Source organism: Streptomyces sp. NBC_00425, assembly GCF_036030735.1.
Classification (GTDB): Bacteria; Actinomycetota; Actinomycetes; order Streptomycetales; family Streptomycetaceae; genus Streptomyces.
Map to the genome: position 1 here is coordinate 413,948 of NZ_CP107928.1, position 20,153 is coordinate 434,100.

Below are 20,153 nucleotides of genomic sequence, written 5' to 3' on the forward strand. Positions count from 1 at the left end.
GGCCCGCGTGACGATCGAGGTGCCCTACCAGCCGCTTCCGATTCACCAGTCAGATGTGCGCTACGCCCGTGGCCCCGACTCCGGCGTGCAGCCCGGCGTGCCCTCCGGCGTGACGATTGAGTTCGACTGGAACGACAGCGCGATCTACCCGGGAACGTCACGGAAGTTCTGGGTCCATCTGCCCGCGCAGTACGACCCCGCCGAGCCGGCGTCGCTGATGGTGTTCCAGGACGGATGGTGGTACCTGGACCCTGAGGGGGAGGTCCGCGGTGCGATCGTCCTGGACAACCTCATGCACCGGGGTGACATCCCGGTCACCATCGGCGTGTTCGTCGACCCGGGTGTCTTCCCCGACGCCGAGAACCCGAAGAACCGCAATATCGAGTACGACGCCTACGACGATCGATACGTCAGCTTTCTCCTGACAGAGATCATCCCTGAGGTCACGAAGCACTACTCGATTGCCGAGGACCCCGACCGGTGGGGCATCTGTGGTGGCAGTAGCGGCGGGAACTGCGCCTTTACCGCGGCGTGGCTGCGCCCGGACAAATTCCGCCGGGTGATCGGGTACTTGTCCAGCTTCACGCAGATGCCGGGCGGCAACCCATACCCTGAACTCATCCCCCGCGTCCCTCGCAAGCCGCTGCGCATCTTCATGCAAGCGGGCCATCGTGACCTGCGCTGGAACGCGCCCGAGGCAAACTGGCTCGCCAACAACCTGCGCGTCGCGGCCGCGCTCGCAGAAGCCGGCTACGACTTCCGCCTTGTCCTGGGCGATGGCGGCCACAGCCCCAACCACGGCGGGGTCCTGCTGCCCGATGCCCTGCGCTGGTTGTGGCGGTCGGACGATCACCCGGACTAACCGGTGGGCTGAGGCGCAGCGACTTCGTACAGGCGGCCGTCCCGGATCAGGGCCCACAAGACGTTGACTCTGCGTCTGGCGAGGGAGATTACGGCCTGGGAGTGGCGTTTGCCCTCGGCGCGCTTGCGGTCGTAATACGTCCGGGAGTTGGGGTCGTAGCGCACACTCATCAAGGCGGACATGTAAAAGACGCGCTGGAGACCCCGGTGGCAGTGGCGGGGCCGGTACAGGTTGCCGTTCCTCTTCCCGGAATCGTGCGGTGCCGGAGCCAGGCCGGCGAAGGCGGCGAGTCGGTCTGGGCTGGCGAAGGCCGCGAGGTCGTTGCCGATCGCGGCGAGGAACTCGGCACCCAGCAGCGGGCCGATGCCGGGCATGCTGGCCACGATCTCGGCGAGCTCTTGATGATTGTCGAGTGGATGTTCACCGTCCCACACAGCAAGGTCATAGCTCACAGCCGAATCGTCGCAGGTGACGTTCGATCGCAACCAGCAGGTCCTGTCGCCCAGCGAGGCGAACCGACGAAATGCGGCTCGTGGGTGACGGAATGCACAGGCAGGTCAGTCAGCCGGACGGTCGCCGCGTGTTCGACGGCGCTCGCGCGGGCAGCCGTCTGGATCTCGCCCCGCCTGGACGACGATGGCGACTGAAGAGGCAAGCAAGCTCACGTGAGCTGTTGCCGCTGCGATGCCCGATGAGTAATGCCGCCATGCCGGGTCTACAGCACAGTTGAACGAGTCTGGATCGAACCCACAGGAGGCCGTAGTGTCCGCATCAGTGCTCGACATGTCGATGTCAGTCGACGGATATATCGCCGATCCAAACGATTTTCTGGGCGGCGACGATGGCGAACGACTGCACAAGTGGGCCGGCCCGCAGGACGAGTCCGGCCCGCCGTCCGGGCCGGCCGCGCACTTCCAGGACGAATGGAACACAGCCGGTGCGGTGCTCGCGGGACGACGCACTGCCGAGCTCATGGATCACTGGGGCGGTGATCACGGTGGTCTCCCGATCTTCGTGCCCAGTCACCGCCCGCCCGGCCCCGCCGCCCGTTGGGGCTATCCGTTGGTGACCTACGTGACCGACGGGATCGAAAGCGCGATGGCACAGGCCAAGGCCGCCGCCGGGGACAAGGACGTGCAGGTGCGTGGCGCGTACACGGCGCAACGGGCGCTTGAGGCCGGGGTGCTGGATGAGGTGCAGATCCATCAGATCCCGGTGCTGCTCGGTGATGGCCGTCGCCTGTTCGACGTCCTGCCGTCGCGGATCGAGTTGGAGATCATCCGGGTGATCGACACGCCGGAGGCCACTCACATCCGCTACCGCGTCCTTCGCTGAGCCGGTCGACCAGCACCTTCTTGGTTGTGGTGGGCCGAGGTACGTTGTCGCACCGGGTCACGGGCAAGTCCTCAGCAGGGAGAGGATCACCGTCGAGAGGGCGAGCACGTGCTCCACCCGATGGTGGAGCGTCCCGCTGCCCCGGGCCGGCATGAGCACACCCGGTTCGATCGTCAGGTCGGCCAGTTCCTCGCCGAGCTCCCTGAGCCCGCGCCGCGGCGGCATGTCGCCGTAGCGCATGTCGTGCCACCGGCTGAAGACCCGACTCGGCATGTTGTCGAGGGCCTGCTCGATGCGCTCTTCCGCGACGGCGTGACGTGTGACCTGGTTGATCGTCATGCCGGCCATCACTGGCAGTGACCACCGACAGCGCAGCCCCCTCGTCAACGGGCGGCTCGTCGGTCAGCTGCTGGTGTCGCGGACGCACTCGAGCTGGATGCGGGCGGCCGACCCGCCCCCGTTCCCGGATTGCCTCGCTCCGGGACGTGTCACGGACCCCACTTTGGATACGCGGTCCCCGCAGCACCACAAACCGCCCCGGACCGCCCCGCACGGCCCCGCACGGCCCCGGACCGCCCCGGACCGCCCCGGAAGGGACCAGAACATGGGCAGTGAACACGGCCCCCGGTCATCGCCCCACCGATCGGACACGACGCTGCGCGTCAACGGCAAGCCGCACACCCTGGCCGTGGACCACCGGCGTGTGCTGCTGGACGTGCTGCGCGAGGATCTCGACCTCACCGGAGCGAAGAAAGGCTGCGACCACGGTCAGTGCGGCGCGTGCACGGTCCTCGTCGACGGGCGGCGCGTCAACAGCTGTCTGCTGCTCGCCGTCGCCCTGGACGGCAGCGACGTCACGACCGTCGAGGGCCTGTCCGGCGACGGCGAGGATCCTCATCCGCTCCAGCAGGCCTTCCTGGATCGCGACGCCTTCCAGTGCGGGTACTGCACACCCGGCCAGATCTGCTCGGCGGTGGGCGCGCTCGCCGAGGCGCAGTCGGGCCATCCCTCGCACGTCACGGATCCCGCGGCGCCCTCCGGACGGCCCGTCGCACTGGACCGGGACGAGATCCGCGAGCGGCTCAGCGGCAATCTCTGCCGTTGCGGCGCGTATCCGCGCATCGTCGACGCTGTAGCGGACGTGAGCGGGGCGAGCAGCGCATGACGAGGCCGGCGGCCCGAGCGCACGACCGGGGCAACCAGAGGACGTGATCCCGTGGAAACCTTCGCCTATGTACGGGCCGGCAGCCTGGCGGAGGCGGCCGAAGCCTTCGCCGCCCACCCGGGAGCACGCTATCTGGGCGGCGGCACCAACCTCGTCGACCTGATGAAGCTCGGCGTGGAACGGCCGACCGCCCTCGTCGACGTCACCCGGCTCCCGCTCGACGAGGTGACGGAGCTGCCGGACGGGTCGCTGCGCATCGGCGCTCTGGTGCGCAACAGCGACCTCGCGGCGCACCCGCGCGTACGCGACCGCTACCCGGTCCTCTCCCAGGCGGTGCTCGCGGGCGCCTCGGGCCAGCTGCGCAACGCCGCCACGACCGGCGGGAACCTGCTGCAGCGCACCCGCTGCCCCTACTTCCAGGACCTCTCCAAGCCGTGTAACAAGCGGGAGCCGGGCAGCGGCTGCGCCGCCCGGGACGGCGTGCACCGCGACCACGCGGTCCTCGGGCAGTCCGAGCACTGCATCGCCACCCAGCCGTCCGACATGGCCGTGGCGCTGGACGCCGAGGTCGAGCTGTACGGCACGGCGGGCGTGCGCCGGGTGGCGGCGGCCGAGTTCCACCGGCTGCCCGGGACGCAACCGGAACGGGACACCGTGATCGAACCTGGCGAGCTCGTCACAGCCGTCCTGCTGCCCGCCGCCACGGCCGGGCTGCCGTCCGCGTACCGCAAGGCGCGCGACCGGGCCTCGTACGCCTTCGCGCTGGCCTCCGTCGCCGTGGTCCTGGAGGTCGCCGGGGGCGTCGTCGCACACGTGGGGATCGCCTTCGGGGCGCTGGCCCACCGCCCGTGGCGGGCCAGGCGGGCCGAGGAGGCACTGCTGGGCGCGGCTCCCACCCGCGCGGCCTTCGAGCGCGCCGCCGAACTGGAACTGTCCGAGGCCCGGCCGCTGCGCGACAACGCGTACAAGGTGCCGCTGGCCCGCAACCTCGCCGTGGACGTCCTCACGCGACTCGTACCGCAGGTGACCGGCTCGCAGAGGCCCGTGCCGCACGAGCCCGGGCGCGGCGGACCCGGACCGCATGGGGAGGACTCATGACCGCCGTGGGCGCTCCCGCCGAGCGCAGGGAGGGCCGGGAGAAGGTCACCGGAACTGCCCGCTACGCCGCCGAACAGCCCCTTCCCGGGCGGCTGTTCGCCCGACCCGTCCCGGCGGCGATCGTGCGGGGCCGGGTGACGGACGTCGACGACTCGGCGGCGATTGCGCTGCCCGGCGTCGTCACCGTGCTCACCCACCGCAATGCTCCCCGCCTCGCCTCGGCGGACGACGCCACACTCGCCGTGCTCCAGGATCCCGAGGTGCCGAACCGGGGCTGGTTCGTCGCCCTGGTGGTGGCCGACAGCCTGGAGGCGGCCCGGGCCGGCGCCGCCGCCGTACGGGTCACCTTCGCCGAGGAGACGCACGACGTCACGCTCACCGCCACGCACCCGCAGGCGTACGTCCCCGAGAAAGTCGCCGGGACGCATCCCGGCGCACGGGAGCTGGGCGACCCCGACGGCGCGTTCGCCGACGCGGACGTGTGGGTCGACGTCGGCTACCGGGTGCCGCCCCTGCACAACCACCCCATGGAACCGCACGCCAGCACCGCGCACTGGGACGGCGAACGGCTCACTGTGCACACATCGAGCCAGGGCACCACGGCCGTGCGTGGCGTGCTCTGCACGATGTTCGGGCTGGCGAACGAGCGGGTCACGGTCCTCGCCGAGCATGTCGGCGGTGGCTTCGGGTCCAAGGGCACGCCCCGGCCGGACGTGGTGCTCGCCGCGATGGCCACCCGGCACACCGGACGTCCGGTGACCGTGGTCCTCCCCCGCCGCATGCTGCCCACCTCCGTCGGTCATCGGGCGCCCACGCTGCACCGGCTGCGCCTGGGCGCGGGCTCCGACGGCCGGCTGACGTCGCTCGTGCACGAGGTGACCACGTACACGTCCCGCATCAAGGAGTACGTCGAGTCCGCGGGCATCCCGGCCCGTGTCATGTACGCCTGCCCGAACCTGCGCAGTCGGCATCACGTGGTCCGGCTCGACGTGCCGACGCCGTCCTGGATGCGGGCGCCCGGTCACGCGTCGGGCATGTACGGCCTGGAGTCGGCGATGGACGAGCTGGCCGAGGCGCTCGGGATGGACCCGGTCCAGGTGCGGATCCGCAACGAACCGGAGACCGAGCCGGACAGCGGCAAGCCGTTCAGCAGCCGGCATCTCGTCGAGTGCCTGCAGGAGGGCGCCCGCCGGTTCGGGTGGTCCGAGCGCGACCCCCGCCCCAGGGCGCGCGCCGCCGGGCCGCTCCTGCTCGGGACGGGCGTGGCCGCCTCCACGTACCCGGTGCAGGTGTATCCGTCACAGGCCGCCGCGCGTGCCCTGCCGGACGGGTCCTACCTCGTCGAGGTGAACGCCGCGGACATCGGCACGGGCGCCCGTACGGTCCTTGCGCAGGTCGCGGCGGACGCCTTGGAGGTGCCCCTGGAGCGGGTGCGGATCCGGGTGGGCAGCAGTGATCTGCCGGCGGCTCCGCTGGCGGGCGACTCGTCCGGGACCGCCTCCTGGGGCTGGGCGGTGCACGAGGCCTGCACCCGGCTCGCGGCCCAGCTGGCGGAACGTCAGGGGCCATTGCCCGACGAAGGGTTGGAGGCTCTCGCCGACACCAAGGGGACGGCCGACGCCGAAAGCCCCTTCGCCCGGCACGCGTTCGGCGCGCACTTCGCGGAGGTCTCCGTGGATACGGTGACCGGAGAGGTGCGGGTGCGCCGGCTGCTCGGGGTGTACGCGGCCGGGCGCATCCTCAACTCCCGTACGGCGCGCTCGCAGTTCGTCGGCGGGATGACGATGGGCCTGGGCATGGCGCTGACCGAGGGCAGCACCCTGGACCCGGCCTTCGGCGACTTCGTGGAGTCGGATCTCGCCGCCTACCACGTGCCCGCGCACGCCGACGTGCCGGACATCGAGGCGCACTGGATCGACGAGGACGATCCGCATCTCAACCCGCTGGGCAGCAAGGGGATCGGCGAGATCGGCATCGTGGGCACGGCGGCCGCCATCGGCAACGCCGTGCACCACGCCACGGGCGTCCGCTTCCGCGAACCGCCGCTCACTCCCGACCGGGTGCTGACGGGCCTGCTGGAGGCCCGTCAGCACCCGGCGCCGGCCCGCTGACCGGCGCTGAGCGGACGTCAGCCCGGGGCACAGCGCCACGCGCGTCCGGGCACCCGCCCCGAAGGCCAGGACCTGGCCTTCGCCGGCCTCTTCGCCGACGTCGTCTGCCTGCCTGCCCCGCCAGAAGAAGACAGACACGTGTCTGAGGCCGGCCGGAAGCCGGTGGCCCGGGTCGATTCAGGCAGCAGACAGGAGCGGGAGGCCGGGTGGGGTCCCGCGGCGCGGCTGAAGACGGTCGCCGGGCCGATGACGCGCGAACCGAACTTGTCGCGGACGCGGCCGATGGCGGCCTCGGCGACCAGCTGGGCTTCACAGGCGTCATCGAGACTGGTCCGCTCTGATATCTGGTCGGCGTCGGCCAGATCCTCTCCCTTCAACACCAGGACGGTCAGTCGGCCGCGCCTGAGGCACCGAGCCGGGCAGTCCGGGGCCCCTGGAAGGGGGAGGTGGTGTGGCACGACGCGGTCGGCCGGCACAGGCACCGAATCGAGGCGGACCGTTTCACCGGCGGTGGTGCGCTGTCCCATGCCGTCCCAGTCGTCCACGACCGTGAGGCCGGGCGCGCCGCGCGGTACGTACGCCACGTGCGGCGTGTCGTCCTCGGCTCTCGAGGACCGGGATCCGGTGGGCGAGCAGCGCGGCCGGCTCCGCGGCCGCGGCAAGGGCCTCGGCGTCATCCCGCGATGACGTGCGCGACGCTCATCCGGCGGCCGCCAGCAGCGTCGTCCGCCCGCCCAGCGCGGCCGAGAACGCGTCCGTGACCTGAGCCAGAGCCTCGGCCGATCCCGGCGCGACGGTCAGCGTGCCGTCCTCGCCCACCGTGATGTCCTTGTCGAGCGTGAACCAGCCCGGCGTGATGTGCGCGGGGCCCATGGAGGCGAGCACCGGGCGCAGGGCGTAGTCGATGGCCAGGACATGGGCGGTGGTGCCGCCGGTGGCCAGCGGGAGGACCGTCTTGCCCGCCAGCGCGTACTGCGGGAGCAGGTCCAGCAGCGACTTCAGCAGTCCGGAGTAGGCGGCCTTGTAGACGGGGGTACCGATCACCACCCCGCCCGCCTGCTCGAACAGGGCGGTGGCCCGGACGATCGCCGGGTGACCGAAGTCGGCCCCGAGCAGCGCCTCGGCAGGCAGGGTACGAACGTCCAGCGCAATCACCTCGTGGCCCTGCGCGACGAGCCGCTCGTCCAGGTGGCGCAGCAGCCGAGCGGTGCGGGAGGTGGCGGAGGGGCTTCCGGAGACGGACAGGACAGTAGCCATGCAAGGACCTTTCGGTTCGTCGTTTCGTCTGCGGGCCGCGGTCAGGCGTGGGCGCGGCGGGCTCGGACGCGGCTTCCCGCGCTTCCGGTTCGCGTGCCAGGGGAAGCACCCGCTTGCCGAGCCGCTCGGCGATCTGCTCAGGGGTGCCGATCACAACCGTGCGGAAGCCCCGGCCTGCGGGAACTCTCGAACGTCAGCTCGACTGGAAGGAGTGACCCCGCCGGGACCATTCCTCCGCGAGCAGTTCGTACGAACGGACCCGGTCCGTGTGGTCGTGGGTGATCGTCGTGATGAGCAACTCGTCCGCGCCCGTGGCCTCCTGCAGCTGTTCCAACTGGTCGGCCACCAGGCCCGGTGAGCCGACGAACTGGGTGTCGAGGCGGTCCTGGACGAGGGCCCGGTCCTCGTCGGTCCATGGGTGGGCGCGCGCTTCCTCCGGCGTCGGGTACTCGATGGCGCCCTCGGCGGTGCGGATGCTGCGGACCCACGGGCCGTAACCGGTGGCGAGTGCGCGGGCGGTGGCGTCGGTCTCGGCGACGACGACGTCCGCCGAGACGCTGACGTACGGCTTGTCGAGGAACTCGGAAGGCTGGAAGAAGGACCGGTATCCCTCCACCGCATCCAGGACTGTGGCCGGGCTGACGTGGTAGTTCGCCGCGAACCGCAGACCGCCTCGGCCCGCGACAGCGGCGCTCTCACCACCGCTGCTGCCCAGGATCCACACCTCCACGTCGGCGCCCTCCCCCGGCACGACGTGCGCCTCGACGCCCTCCGGGGAGCGGTAGGTGCCGGCGAGCAGGGCGAGGATGTCGTCGATCTGCTCCGCGTAGTCCTGCGACTCGGCGCCCGGCAAGAGAAGCAGCCTCCGCTGCAGCGCGATGCGGGGTGACCCGAGCAGATGCTCGAAGGAGAAGCGGGGCGGGATCAACAGGCCGTTCGGCGTGCGGCCGTCGACGACCGGGGTCGCCGTCGGCAACGGTGCGGCCGACTGTCCCGGCGGGCGACCGCCCGAGCGTCCCAGGCCCAGATCGAAGCGGCCCGGGTGCAGGGCGTCGAGCAGACCGAACTCCTCCACCGTGGACAGTGCCGTGCGGTGCCCGAGCTGCACGGCCCCGGAACCGAGCCGGATGGTGGAGGTGGCGGATGCGGTCAGGGCCAGGACAACCGCGGGGGACGTGCCGGCCACACCCGGATTGAGGTGGTGCTCGGCGACCCAGTATCGGGCATATCCGAAGCGCTCGGCCTGCTGTGCGAGGTCGATGGAGTTGCGCAGGGCATCGGCTGGTGTCGAGCCGGAGGGGATCGGGACCAGGTCGAGAACGCCGAGGGCAATATCAGACATGGACGGACTCCTGGGTGAGTGGTGGCGCCGGAAGCACAGGTCCCCATACGAACGGCGGGTCCGGGATCTCGCGGCGCAGCACGGGGGCAACCTTGGACTGGAACAGCTCGAGGGAGGCACGGTGCTCGGACTCCGTCAGCCCACCCGCGTCCGCGTGCAGGTGCACCACCGTGTGGCCGAACTTGTCGTGGTAGCGGTGCACCTTGTCGATGACCTGCTGCGGGCTGCCGATCAGGGCCGAGCTGCGCTCGACGAAGTCCTCCAGGGTCTCGAAGACGATCGGGAGGCCGGCCTTCTTGAAGAACGTCAGATGGGACTCGAAGACCGGCCGGTACGCTGCCAGCGCTTCCTGGGAAGTGGGCGCTACGTAGATGCCCGCCGTGCCCGCGCCGACGGCGATCTGCGCCGGATCATGGCCGTAGTGTGCCCAGCGCTCGCGGTAGTACCGGATCAACTCGGCATAGGGCTCTATGGGATTGGTGACGTTCGCCGAGAAGAGCGGGTCGCCGTGGCGGGCTGCCAGGTCGACCGACTCCTTGCTGGTCGCGCTGCCGTGCCAGACCCGGACCGGCCGCTGATACGGCCGCGGCCACACCTCGGCGTCCGTCAGCGGGGGACGGAAGCGGGTGTCGGCGGTGACCTTGTCCTGGCGCCAGATCTTGCGGAAGACCTCGTAACTCTCGGCGTTGCGGTCCCACTGGTCCTCAGGCGTGACGTGGAACAGGTCGCGCTGGGCGGTGCCGTTGCCCTTGCCGATGATCAGGTCGAGACGACCGCCGGAGAGGTGGTCGAGGGTCGCGTAGTCCTCGTAGGCGCGGACCGGGTCGAGCAGGCTGAGGGTCGTCACGGCGGTGAAGAGCCTGATCCGCTTGGTCAGGGCGGCCACATGGCTGAGAACCACGGTCGGTGAGGAGGAGATGAACGGCCGCTCGTGGCGCTCCCCCACGCCGAAGCCGTCGAAACCCAGCTCCTCGGCGAGCAGCGCGTTGTCGAGGACCTCGCGGAAGCGGTCGTGGGTCGGCTTCTGTATCCCGGTGAGGGGATCCTGGCGGTGCACGATGAGTGTGATGGCGAGGAATTTCACGACGCCACCCGCGGCTCGGCCCGTACGTCGTCGGGGTGGGCGAGGCCGAGGTGGTGGCGGAGAGTGGGGCCGTCGTACTCGGTGCGGAAGACGCCCTGTTCCTGCAGGAGCGGGACGACCTTGTCGGCGAAGTCGTCCAAGCCGGTGGGGGTGATGTGCGGGACGAGGATGAAGCCGTCACTCGCGTCCGCCTGGACGTACTCGTTGATGGTGCGGGCGACGGTCGACGGGGACCCGATGAAGTTCTGCCGGTTGCCGATGTTGATGACCAGGTCGCGGATCGACCAGTTGTTGGCCGCGGCCAGCTCGCGCCACTCGCGGGCGGTGGCCAGCGGGTCGCGGTACATGCGGACCTGGGCGCGGCCCTTGGAGATGTGGTCGTCGCTGACGTCCGGGTCGATGTCGGGGAGCGGGCCCTCGGGATCGTAGGAGGACAGGTCCCGGTTCCAGACGAACTCCAGGTGCTTGAGGGCGGTGGCCCCGCTGACCTGTTGGCGTCGGACGATCCGCGCCAGTTCCTCGGCCTCGGCGTCGGTGTCTGCGAGGGCGAAGGAGGCGGCGGGCAGGATCAGCAACTGGTCATGCCTGCGGTTGTACTTGGCCAGGCGGTTCTTGACATCCGTGTAGAAGGCCTGGCCGCCCTCCAGGGTCGCGTACCGGCTGAAGATGGCGTCGGCGGAGGAGGCTGCGAACTCACGGCCCTCCTCGGAGTCGCCGGCCTGGAAGACGACCGGGCGGCCTTGCGGGGAGCGCGGGACGTTGAACTGGCCGTGGATGTCGAAGTGTTGGCCGGTGTGAACGAAGGAGCCGGCCTTCGCGTCCCGCAGGAACACACCCGAAGCCTGGTCGGCAAGGATCTCGTCGCCGTGCCAGGAATCGAAGAGCTCCTGGGTGGCGGCGAGGAACTCCTTGGCGCGGGAGTAGCGCTCCTCCTGCGGCAGGAAACCGCCGCGGCGGAAGTTCTCTCCGGTGAAGGCGTCCCAGGAGGTGACCACGTTCCAGGCGGAGCGGCCCCCGGAGAGGTGGTCGAGACTGGCGAACTGGCGGGCCACCTCGTACGGCTCGTTGAACGTGGAGTTGATGGTGCCGGTCAGCCCGAGACGCTCGGTGACTGCGGCGAGCGCGGCGAGGACGGTGAAGGTGTCAGGGCGGCCGACGACGTCCAAGTCGTATATTTTTCCGCCCTGTTCGCGCACGCGCAGTCCCTCGGCAAGGAAAAGGAAGTCGAACTTGGCGCGTTCGGCGGTCCGCGCGAAGTGCGCGAAGGAGCTGAACTCGATGTGGCTGCCGGCCTTCGGGTCGCTCCACACGGTGGTGTTGTTGACGCCCGGGAAGTGCGCGGCCAGATGGATCTGCTTCAGCGGCTTGCTCATGTCGGTGCTGTCCTTCCCGCTCAGGCGGTGGCGGCGTAACGGTTGGCGGGGCGGGCGAGACCCAGCAGACCGCGCAGGGTGTCGGTCTCGTAGGCGGTGCGGAAGACGCCCCGGCGCTGGAGTTCGGGGACCACGGACCGGGTGACGGCGGGGAGGTCGTGTCCGGCGACGGCGGGCCGCAGCCGGAACCCGCTCAGTCCCTCAGCCGCCAACTCCTGGAGCAGATCGGCGAGTTGGGTAGGTGTACCCGTGAAGACGCGTGCATCGCTCGTGTACGGCTCCCCCGCCAGCGCGTCGAGACGTGCGCGCCGGTCCTCGGCGGCGGCCTGCTCGTCGTCCAGGAAGACCACCACGTCGCCGAAGACATGCAGGAGTTCACCTGCGCGCCCGGCCGCCTCCTGCTCGGCCCGGATCTCGGTGACGATCGCTCGGGCGTGGTCGGTGTCGTGCGGGGTGACATAGCCGACATCGGCCTGGCGGGCCACCAGCCGGTACGGGACGGTCTGGTGGGCGAGGGCGGTGACGAGGGGCTGGCCCTGCGGCGGGCGCGGTGTGATGGAGGGGCCCTTGACGCTGAAGTGCTGTCCCTCGAAGTCGATGTAGTGGAGCTTGTCCCGGTCGATGAAACGGCCGGTGGCGGCGTCCCGGATCTCGGCGCCGTCCTCCCAGCTGTCCCAGAGGCGACGGACGACCTCGACGTAGTCGGCGGCCTCGTCGAAGTGCTCGGTGAGCCGCTCCTGTCCGGCCGGGCTCTGGAGCTCCGCCAGGCTGATCGGCGGGAAGGTACGGCGGCCGAAGTGGTCGGCCTCGTGCGGGCGGGCGCTGATCTGCACGCGCAGGCCGGCCCGGCCGGTGCTGACGTAGTCGAGGGTGGCGATCGCCTTGGAGATGTGGAACGGCTCCGTGTGGGTGGTGATCACAGTCGGCACCAGTCCGATGTACCGGGTGAGCGGCGCGATGCGGGATGCGATCAGTACGGCGTCCAGGCGGCCGCGGACCTGATCGGTACGGCCGTCCGACTCGCCGTAGTGGGCGGACTGCAAGCCGAGTCCGTCCTCGAAGGTGACGAAGTCGAGCAGGCCGCGCTCGGCCTCGGCGACCAGGTCGGCCCAGTAGGCGGCGGTGAACAGGTCCCGGGGGCGGGCGACCGGCTCACGCCAGGAGGCAGGGTGCCAGCCGGTGCCCTCAAGGGCGACGGCAAGGTGCAGGTGAGAAGGGGGCGTTGAGGACACGAAGGTGCCTTCCTGAAGGTCCGTACGAGATCACCGGCCCGCGGGGGGCGCACGGTGGTGGGCGACCGCAGGGAGATGGGGGTCCCCGGCCGAAGGCTGGGGGAGGGTCAGGAACAACAGAGGGCGCCGGCCACGCGCTGGAGGTCGATGTGGGGCCGGCCGTGGAGGCGCACGGCACGCGGTACACGTGTCACCCGGCCCACCTCCACATCATCGCCTTCGACAAGGACAACGGCACGGCTATGCCGTTTCTTCCAGGACGGCGGCTTCGGTCTGCCGTACGAGTGAGAAGACCGTACGGCGGCGCAGGGTGAAGCCGATCGACTCGTACAGCCCGATCGCGTTCGCGTTGTCGGCCCTGGCGTGCAGGAAGGGCCGCTCGCCACGCTCCTTGATGCCGGCCGCCACGGCGCGGACCAGACGGGTCGCCAAACCCCGGCCGCGGTACGCCGGGTCGGTGCACACGGCGCTGATCTCGGTCCAGCCGGGGGGATGGAGACGTTCGCCGGCCAGGGCGACAAGGCGGCCGTCGTAACGGATGCCGAGGTAGGTGCCCATCTCGATGGTGCGGGGCAGATAGGGGCCCGGTTCGGTGCGGGCCACCAGGTCGAGGATCTCGGGCACGTCGTGAGGGCCGAGCCGTACGGCTTCGGGGTCGGGCTCCGCGCGCAGGCCGGTGTCCACGAGCTGGACGCCGTGCGCGGTGCCGACGACCTCCCAGCCCTCAGGCGCCTCGGTGACGCCCGGCACCGAGGCGGTGCCGCCGGGGCCGACGAGCGCGGCGAGATCGCCCCAGGCGCGCGGGTCGTCCTCGTCGCAGACGGCGTAGAAGGGAGCCACGTCCTGGTGATAGCGAGCGGCGTGGCCGATGCGTTCGGCGAAGTGGGCGTGGGGGCCGGCGAGCGCGGCCCAGGCGGGGTTGTCCAGGATGTGCGAGGAGCTGGTGTCGACAGGGGTGACGGACATGGTGTGACGGTCTCCGGGGTGCAGCTCGGGATGTTCGGCGCGCGCGGACTCGGCCGCGGGGCGGCGGTGGAGTCCGCGGCGCGCCGTGGTCAGGAGTTGTCGAGCGGTAGGCCCGGCGGGTTGACCTCGGACTTGGCGACGGCCTCGTTGGAGAGGTTGTACGCCTTGAGCCACTTGGCGTACTGACCGTTCTCGATCAGGTAGTTGATGGCGTCGGCGAGCGGCTTGGCGAGTCCGCTGTCCTTCTTCGCCGTTGCCGCGATCAGGCCCTGCAGGCTCACGCCCGCGCCGGAGTAGGTGCCCGCGGTGCGGGTGGCGTTGGGCGTGCCGGCCACCTGACGGTTGTGGTAGGCGAAGCCGGGGTTGGGGCCGAAGGAAGCGTCGACCTTGCCGCTGTTCAGGGCCAGGTAGGTGCTGGTGCTGTCCTGGAAGTACTTGATGGTGAGCTTCTTGCCCTCCTTGGCCAGCTTGTCCTTCCACTCCAGAAGGATCTTCTCCTGGTTGGTGCCGGAGCCGACGGCGATCGTCTTGCCGGCGAGGCTCTCGTAGTTGCCGTCGAAGTTCCAGGTGCTCTTCTTCGGCACGATGAAGGCGAGGTTGTCCTGCCGGTAGGAGGCGAACTCGTACTTCTTCTTGCGCTCCTCGGTGTCGGTGACGTTCGAGAAGGCCACGTCGACCTTGCCGCTGTCGATGCCGACGAAGAGGTTCTCCCAGGTGGAGTTCTTGACCTGGGCCTTGAGTCCGAACACCGCGGCGACCAGGCGGCCGAGGTCGGGCTCGGAGCCGGTGAGGCTCTTCTGGTCGTCGCCGATGTACGCGAGCGGCGGGAACCCGGCGGGCAGGGCGCCGATGCCGATCTCCAACCGGCCGCGCTCCTTGACGGCGGCGGGCAGTTCGGCGCTGATGGACTTGACCTCGGAGACCTTGATGGTGGTCTGAGTGGCGGCGCCGTTGGAGACCTGACCGATGACGACCTCGCCGGACCTGGCGCTGTCGGTGGTGGTGGCCGCGTCGCTGTTGCCACCGCAGGCGGCGAGCCCGGTCGCCAGGGAGGCGACGGCGGTCGCCACGGTGATGCCGCGTATCAGGCTGCGTCGGGTGAAGTGGGTGGGCATGGCCGTTCCTTGTCGCTGAGGGTGATGACGGTGGCGTGGGGGGAGGTCTGGGGGTGCGGAGGGTCAGAGGACCTTGCTCAGGAAGTCCCTGGTCCGCTCGTGCCGCGGTGTGTCGAGGACCTCGGAGGGCGGGCCCTGCTCGATGATCCTGCCGCCGTCGATGAAGACGACCCGGTCGGCGATCTCGCGGGCGAAGCCGATCTCGTGGGTGACGATGACGAGGGTGGTGCCGCTGGTCGCCAGGTCCTTGATGACGGCGAGGACCTCGCCGACGAGTTCGGGGTCCAGGGCGGAGGTGGGTTCGTCGAAGAGGATCACACCCGGACGGAGGGCGAGTGCGCGGGCGATGGCGACGCGCTGCTGCTGGCCGCCGGACAGCTGGCGCGGGTAGGCGCCGGTCCTGTCGGCGAGGCCGACCCGGTCGAGGAGTTCGCGGGCGAGTTTCTGGGCCTCCGACTTGGAGAGCCTCCCCGTGGCGACCGGGGCGGCGGCCACGTTGTCCAGAACGGTCAGGTGGGGGAACAGGTTGAAGTTCTGGAAGACGAAGCCGATCCGGCCGCGCTGGGTGAGGATGGCCCGCTCGCTCAGCTCCTTCAGCCTCCCCCGGCCTTGGGCCGGGGGGACCCCCGTCTGCCTTCGGTCGCCGTGCCGCTTCACGCCGATCAGCTCGCCGTTGATGCTGACGTGGCCGATCTCGGGCTTCTCCAGGTGGTTGATGACCCGCAGCAGGGTGGACTTGCCGGAGCCGGAAGGGCCCAGGATGACGGTGACCTCGCCGGGGCGGACGGTCAGGTCGACGCCGTCCAGTACCCGGTGGGCGCCGTACCACTTGTGCACGTTGTGCACCTCGACGGTGGCGGGCTCGACGTCCGCCAGGGCTTCGAGCGTTTCGGCGGTCATACGGCGGCCTCCCGGCGGATACGGGCCCGCAGGTCGGTCAGACCGGTGCGGAGCTTCTGCAGCGGCGTCGGCGGCAGGCTGCGGGTGGCACCGCGGGCGTAGTGCCGCTCGACGTAGAACTGGACGACGGAGACGACGCTGGTCAGGATCAGGTACCAGACGGTGACGACCAGCAGCAGCGGCACGGTGTCGCCGGGGTAGGTGGAGCCCATGGTCTGCGCGGAGCCGAACAGGTCGAGCAGGGAGACGTAGAAGACCAGCGAGGTGCCCTTGATGAGGCCGATGAGCTGGTTGACGTAGTTCGGGATGATCGAGCGCAGCGCCTGCGGGAAGACGATCCTGCGGAACTGGTAGCCCTTGGGCAGGCCGAGCGCCGCGGCCGCCTCGTGCTGCCCCTGGTCGACGGAGAGGATGCCGCCGCGGACCACCTCGGCCGCATAGGCGGCCTCGTTGAGACTGAGGCCTATGACGGCGACGACCATGTCGGTGGCCAGTCTCGACTCGTCGAAGGAGAAGAAGGCCGGGCCGAAAGGGATGCCGACGCTCAATGTCGCGTACAGGGCGCTGAAGTTGTAGAGGAAGATCAGCACGACGATGAGCGGGATGGAACGCAGCGCCCAGACGTAGGTCCAGCTGGCCGCGCGCAGCACCGGGCTCTTCGAGAGCCGGCCCAGTGCGAGCACGATGCCGCCGACAAGGCCCAGCACCGCGCTGTAGGCGGTGACTTCGAGCGTGATGACCAGTCCGTCGAGGATGGTCGGCCGCAGGAACCAGTACCCCCAGCGGTCCCACTGGTAGAAGGGGTTGGTGACCAGTCCGTGCACGAACTGAGCGATCAGGACCAGGACGACCGAGGTGACGATCCAACGGCCTGGCCTCCGCAGCGGACGAACTCGCTGTGCAATGAGGGACTTTGACGGATCGTCGGTGATCGTCGTCTCGGCGAGGGTGACGGTGGCACCAGGGGGTTCACTCATGATGGGCTCCGGCTGGGTGGGAACATCCCGGAAGCACGGCGGCATGCGGCGGCGCACACGACGGCGGGGGTACCGGGGGGCAGGAAGGACAACGGCACACCGTGGGCGCGGTGTTCGTCAGGAAGTGCGGGGGCTGCGGGGGCTGCGGGGAGGTGTCAGCCCCGACAGCGGGCACGGCCCGGTGCGGTACACAGTGCGCTGCTCACGCGGAGAAGGTCGACGGCCCGGTCGGCGACGAACAGGTTCGCGTACGACGGCACGCAGCCCTGGGAGCGGCGTGCGGCCGTCCTGGGAGCTGCGTACATGGTGTCACCGTCACTGTTCCGGCCCCAGGGGCCTCGCGCTTACCGAAACTTCATCGGCCGGGTCGTCACCTGGGGCACCCCACCGCGGTGGGAGGGTTGCCGGTCAGCAAGCCAGGGCTTGTCGCTGACGCTCATGACCTTTCTGGACGGTAGTTAAGACAACGGCCCGAACATTTGTCAACGCCGGTCCAACAGGTGGAAAGGCCGGCGAGTGCGGTGGCGGCGTTCGATGCCGCCGAGGTCGAGGCGGCCGCCCGAAGGCCGGTCGGGCGACGAGGCGGCGGCGTCCGGGTGGCTGCGGTGCACGGTGTCGAGTCGGACCAGTACGACCCACGACTCGACGTCGGTCGTCGGGACGCGGCGACGGTGGCGCCGGACGAGTCGGCACGGGTTGACGTGCCGATGAGCAGCGCGTCCGTCGGGCAGTACGCCTCGCGCTGGAACCAGGTCTGGCATCTGTCCTGTCGCACGGTCACCGGAACGCCGTCCGGTGTCCCCAGATCGAGCCCGGCCACCGCGGTGAAGCCGTCTTCGTCGGTTTTGCGGAGCCCTCGACCCGCCACGCGGGCGGACTCCCGCCGCTCCGGAAAGCGGCGGGAGTCGCGAGCGGGTCAGCCATGGAACTGGTTCGCCGGGACCGGGAGCCCGTAGTGCTCGCGCAGTGTCGTGCCTTCGTACTCCTCGCGGAACAGCCCCTTGCCGCGCAGGATCGGCAGTACGTGCTCGACGAAGGCTGCGAGGCCCGACGGCAGGGCGGGAGCCATGATGTTGAACCCGTCCGCGGCACCACCCTCGAACCAGGCGATGATGGTCTGCGCGATCTGCTCGGGCGTGCCGACGAACTCGAAGTGGCCGCGCCCGCCGCCGAGCCGGGAGATGATCTGCCGGACCGTCAGCTGCTCGCGCACCGCGAGATCGATGATCAGGTCGGAGCGGCTCTGCGAGCCTTCCAGCTGCGGCCTGGCGAGGATGAACTCCGGCAGGGGCTCGTCGAGCGCGAAGGCCGAGGGCTCGGTCTCGAACACGGCAGCCAGCTGGCGCAGCCCGTACTCCGGGACGCGCAGCTCGTCGAACTGCCGCGCAAGCGCCCGGGCCTCCTCCTCGGTCGACCCGATGTACGGGACGATGCCGGGCAGGACGATCACGCCCTGCGGGTCGCGGCCCGCGGCCCTGGTCCGTGCCTTGATGTCGGCGTAGAAGGCGGCCGCGCGCTCGTACGTGGTGTGGGCGGTGAAGATGGCCTCGGCGTGGCGGGCCGCGAAGTCCTTGCCGTCCTCCGAGGAGCCGGCCTGGACGAGCAGCGGGTAACCCTGCGGCGGGCGCTCGACGTTGAGCGGGCCTGCCACCTTGAAGTACCTGCCCTGGTGGCCGAGCCGGTGCAGCCGCTCGGGGTGGGCGTAGCGTCCGGTGGTCCTGTCCGCGACGACGGCCTCGGACTCCCAACTGTCCCACAGCGCCTTGGCGACCTTCAGGAACTCGTCGGCCCTGGCGTAGCGTTCGGCGTGGCCTGGGCGGTTGTCGAGGCCGAAGTTGGCTGCCTCGTCCGCCCCTGCCGAAGTGACGATGTTCCAGCCGGCCCGGCCGCCGCTGACGTGGTCGACGGAGGCGAGCCGACGGGCGAGGTTGTACGGCTCGTTGTACGTCGACGACACGGTAGCGATGAGGCCGATCCTGCTCGTCGCCTGGGACAGCGCGGTCAGCAGGGTCAGCGGCTCGAGCTGGCCCGGCGGCCGGAACTCGCCGGTGCCGATGAGGGCGGGGCCGTCCGCGAGGAACAGCGAGTCGAACTTGGCGCTCTCGGCCAGCTGCGCCAGCTCGATCCAGTGCCGCAGGTCGAAGTCCGCCCGGGGATTGCTGTGCTGGAGGCGCCACGCCGCCTCGTGGTGGCCCGCCTCCATGAGGAAGGCGTTGAGGTGGAGCCGCCGTGGCGCGCTCATGGGGTCACCTTCAGCTGGGAGCTGTCGTAACCGGCCGGGAGGAGGTTGTCGGTGATCGACTTGACGTCGACCTTCTTGGTGATCTGACCCGCCTCCAGGAAGGCGTCGGCGAGCTTCTGCTCCAGCTCGATGTCCGACTGCTCCACCGGAGTCACCCGGTTCGAGTAGGCGGCCAGGGACGCCTTGGCGTCGGCCAGTGGGATGCCCTGCTCCTTCGAGAGCGCCTGCGCGTACTTGTCGGGGTTCTTGACACCCCAGGCGAACTCCCGTGACAGCCTCTTCAGGACGTCCCTGAGAGCGGCACGCTTGGTCTTGTCCTTCAGCGACGCGTCACTGGCGACGTAGTAGCTGCTCGTCTGGTCGATCGGCGGGAGACCCTTGACCAGGATCCGCGCGCCGTTCTTGACCGCGATCGCGGACTGGGGGTTCCAGATGGCCCATGCGTCCACCTTGCCGGTGTTGAAGGCCGTCGCGCCGGCCGCCGGGTCGAGGAAGGCCAGCTTCACGTCCTCGGGGGTGATGCCGGCGCTCTTCAGGGCGTTCAGGGCCAGGCCATGGGCCGAACTGCCCTGCGGAACAGCGATCGTCTTGCCCTTGAGGTCGGCGGCCGTCCTCAGCTTCGAGCCCTGCGGCACGATGATGTTCTCCACCGCCTGGTCGGGAGTGAGGGAGCGGTTGACGGCGACGACCTTGAAGCCGTACTCCTTCGCGGCGCCGGTGATCGGCGGCACGTCACCGACGCTGCCGAGATCGATGTCGCCCGAGGCGGCGGCCTGCACGAGTGGGGGGCCGTAGGTGAACCGGGCGAACTTCACCTTGTAGGGCGCGTCGTCGAACACGCCGGTGATCTCCGCCAGCTCCTGGCTGCCGTCACCGCCGTTGTCGCCGATGGTGAAGGTGTACTTGCTCCACTCGGGGTGCTTGGCGTCGCTCGCGTCGGCGGCGTTGCTCAGCGGCGCGGCGGTGTCCGACGACGACGAACCGCAGGCGACGAGGGTGCTCGCGAGGGCGAGCGAGCCGACGGCGCCGATGAGTCTGCTGGTTCTCTTACGCATGGGGTGTGATGTGCTTTCTGTCTGGGTGAGGGTGTGTGT

Annotated in this window: 18 protein-coding genes, 2 pseudogenes and 1 riboswitch; of the genes and pseudogenes, 5 read left to right on the plus strand and 15 right to left on the minus strand. The window is 70.2% G+C overall.

From position 1 onward, the window contains the following. Nucleotides 1-7 precede the first annotated feature (7 nt). Nucleotides 8-862, plus strand: coding sequence for an alpha/beta hydrolase (locus OHS82_RS01795; RefSeq protein WP_328433091.1), 855 nt, complete (start codon nt 8-10; stop codon nt 860-862). Here the strand turns inward: OHS82_RS01795 and OHS82_RS01800 are convergent. Beyond that, nucleotides 859-1,254 (minus strand): annotated as a pseudogene (locus OHS82_RS01800) (transposase); the annotation flags it as partial. The gene OHS82_RS01795 and the pseudogene OHS82_RS01800 sit on opposite strands and share 4 nt — an antisense overlap. 370 nt (nt 1,255-1,624) lie before the next feature. Here OHS82_RS01800 and OHS82_RS01805 point away from each other — a divergent pair. Beyond that, nucleotides 1,625-2,197 carry a dihydrofolate reductase family protein gene (locus OHS82_RS01805; protein WP_328433092.1) on the plus strand — a complete coding sequence of 191 codons (573 nt, stop codon included), beginning with the start codon at nt 1,625-1,627 and terminating at the stop codon, nt 2,195-2,197. A gap of 57 nt (nt 2,198-2,254) precedes the next feature. Here the strand turns inward: OHS82_RS01805 and OHS82_RS01810 are convergent, their stop codons facing one another. Further along, complete coding sequence (locus OHS82_RS01810) at nt 2,255-2,536, minus strand: hypothetical protein (RefSeq protein ID WP_157876274.1); 282 nt, start codon at nt 2,534-2,536, stop codon at nt 2,255-2,257. A 265-nt stretch (nt 2,537-2,801) separates the two neighbouring features. On the opposite strand from OHS82_RS01810, the gene OHS82_RS01815 reads away from it, so the two are divergent. Genes OHS82_RS01815 through OHS82_RS01825 form a run of 3 tightly spaced genes read left to right on the plus strand, consistent with a single transcriptional unit; the run spans nt 2,802 to nt 6,571 of the window. Next, on the plus strand, nt 2,802-3,362 hold the full coding sequence (locus tag OHS82_RS01815; RefSeq protein ID WP_057575065.1) for a (2Fe-2S)-binding protein: 561 nt from the start codon (nt 2,802-2,804) through the stop codon (nt 3,360-3,362). 51 nt (nt 3,363-3,413) lie between these two features. Further along, nucleotides 3,414-4,460 (plus strand): FAD binding domain-containing protein, encoded by a 1,047-nt coding sequence (locus OHS82_RS01820; RefSeq protein WP_328433093.1) that lies wholly within the window; start codon nt 3,414-3,416, stop codon nt 4,458-4,460. Further along, nucleotides 4,457-6,571, plus strand: coding sequence for a xanthine dehydrogenase family protein molybdopterin-binding subunit (locus tag OHS82_RS01825; protein ID WP_328433094.1), 2,115 nt, complete (start codon nt 4,457-4,459; stop codon nt 6,569-6,571). Before OHS82_RS01820 ends, OHS82_RS01825 begins: the two co-directional genes overlap by 4 nt. Nucleotides 6,572-6,588: 17 nt before the next feature. On the opposite strand, the pseudogene OHS82_RS43355 reads toward OHS82_RS01825, so the two are convergent. The 13 genes and pseudogenes from OHS82_RS43355 to OHS82_RS01885 all read right to left on the minus strand — a co-directional run. Beyond that, nucleotides 6,589-7,210, minus strand: a pseudogene (locus OHS82_RS43355) (hypothetical protein); the annotation flags it as partial. Between the two features lie 60 nt (nt 7,211-7,270). After that, the gene (gene ssuE, locus OHS82_RS01835; RefSeq protein WP_057575063.1) at nt 7,271-7,828 is read right to left on the minus strand and encodes an NADPH-dependent FMN reductase; all 558 of its coding nucleotides are present in this window, start codon (nt 7,826-7,828) and stop codon (nt 7,271-7,273) included. Nucleotides 7,829-8,021: 193 nt separating this feature from the next. Then, nucleotides 8,022-9,170, minus strand: a complete 1,149-nt coding sequence (locus OHS82_RS01840; protein ID WP_057575062.1) for an LLM class flavin-dependent oxidoreductase — start codon at nt 9,168-9,170, stop codon at nt 8,022-8,024. Next, nucleotides 9,163-10,254, minus strand: a complete 1,092-nt coding sequence (locus OHS82_RS01845) for an LLM class flavin-dependent oxidoreductase (protein ID WP_057575061.1) — start codon at nt 10,252-10,254, stop codon at nt 9,163-9,165. The genes OHS82_RS01840 and OHS82_RS01845 overlap by 8 nt, the downstream gene beginning before the upstream one ends. After that, complete coding sequence (locus tag OHS82_RS01850) at nt 10,251-11,627, minus strand: NtaA/DmoA family FMN-dependent monooxygenase (protein ID WP_328433095.1); 1,377 nt, start codon at nt 11,625-11,627, stop codon at nt 10,251-10,253. Before OHS82_RS01850 ends, OHS82_RS01845 begins: the two co-directional genes overlap by 4 nt. A gap of 20 nt (nt 11,628-11,647) precedes the next feature. Beyond that, nucleotides 11,648-12,859, minus strand: coding sequence for an LLM class flavin-dependent oxidoreductase (locus OHS82_RS01855; protein ID WP_328433096.1), 1,212 nt, complete (start codon nt 12,857-12,859; stop codon nt 11,648-11,650). A 107-nt stretch (nt 12,860-12,966) separates the two neighbouring features. Further along, nucleotides 12,967-13,068 (minus strand): putative leader peptide, encoded by a 102-nt coding sequence (locus OHS82_RS43360; protein ID WP_443061764.1) that lies wholly within the window; start codon nt 13,066-13,068, stop codon nt 12,967-12,969. Between the two features lie 31 nt (nt 13,069-13,099). Continuing rightward, entirely contained in the window at nt 13,100-13,825 is a 726-nt protein-coding gene (locus tag OHS82_RS01860; RefSeq protein ID WP_328433097.1) for a GNAT family N-acetyltransferase, read from the minus strand. 89 nt (nt 13,826-13,914) lie between these two features. After that, nucleotides 13,915-14,940: a transporter substrate-binding domain-containing protein gene (locus OHS82_RS01865; protein WP_328433098.1), complete on the minus strand. Its 1,026-nt coding sequence runs from the start codon at nt 14,938-14,940 to the stop codon at nt 13,915-13,917. Nucleotides 14,941-15,003: 63 nt separating this feature from the next. Beyond that, complete coding sequence (locus tag OHS82_RS01870; protein ID WP_057575057.1) at nt 15,004-15,840, minus strand: amino acid ABC transporter ATP-binding protein; 837 nt, start codon at nt 15,838-15,840, stop codon at nt 15,004-15,006. After that, nucleotides 15,837-16,817: an amino acid ABC transporter permease gene (locus OHS82_RS01875; RefSeq protein ID WP_328433099.1), complete on the minus strand. Its 981-nt coding sequence runs from the start codon at nt 16,815-16,817 to the stop codon at nt 15,837-15,839. Before OHS82_RS01875 ends, OHS82_RS01870 begins: the two co-directional genes overlap by 4 nt. Nucleotides 16,818-17,152: 335 nt before the next feature. After that, a riboswitch (SAM riboswitch) is annotated at nt 17,153-17,261 on the minus strand. Nucleotides 17,262-17,733: 472 nt separating this feature from the next. Further along, complete coding sequence (locus OHS82_RS01880; protein ID WP_328433100.1) at nt 17,734-19,059, minus strand: LLM class flavin-dependent oxidoreductase; 1,326 nt, start codon at nt 19,057-19,059, stop codon at nt 17,734-17,736. Next, nucleotides 19,056-20,114, minus strand: coding sequence for an aliphatic sulfonate ABC transporter substrate-binding protein (locus OHS82_RS01885; RefSeq protein ID WP_328433101.1), 1,059 nt, complete (start codon nt 20,112-20,114; stop codon nt 19,056-19,058). The genes OHS82_RS01880 and OHS82_RS01885 overlap by 4 nt, the downstream gene beginning before the upstream one ends. Between the last annotated feature and the right edge of the window lie 39 nt (nt 20,115-20,153).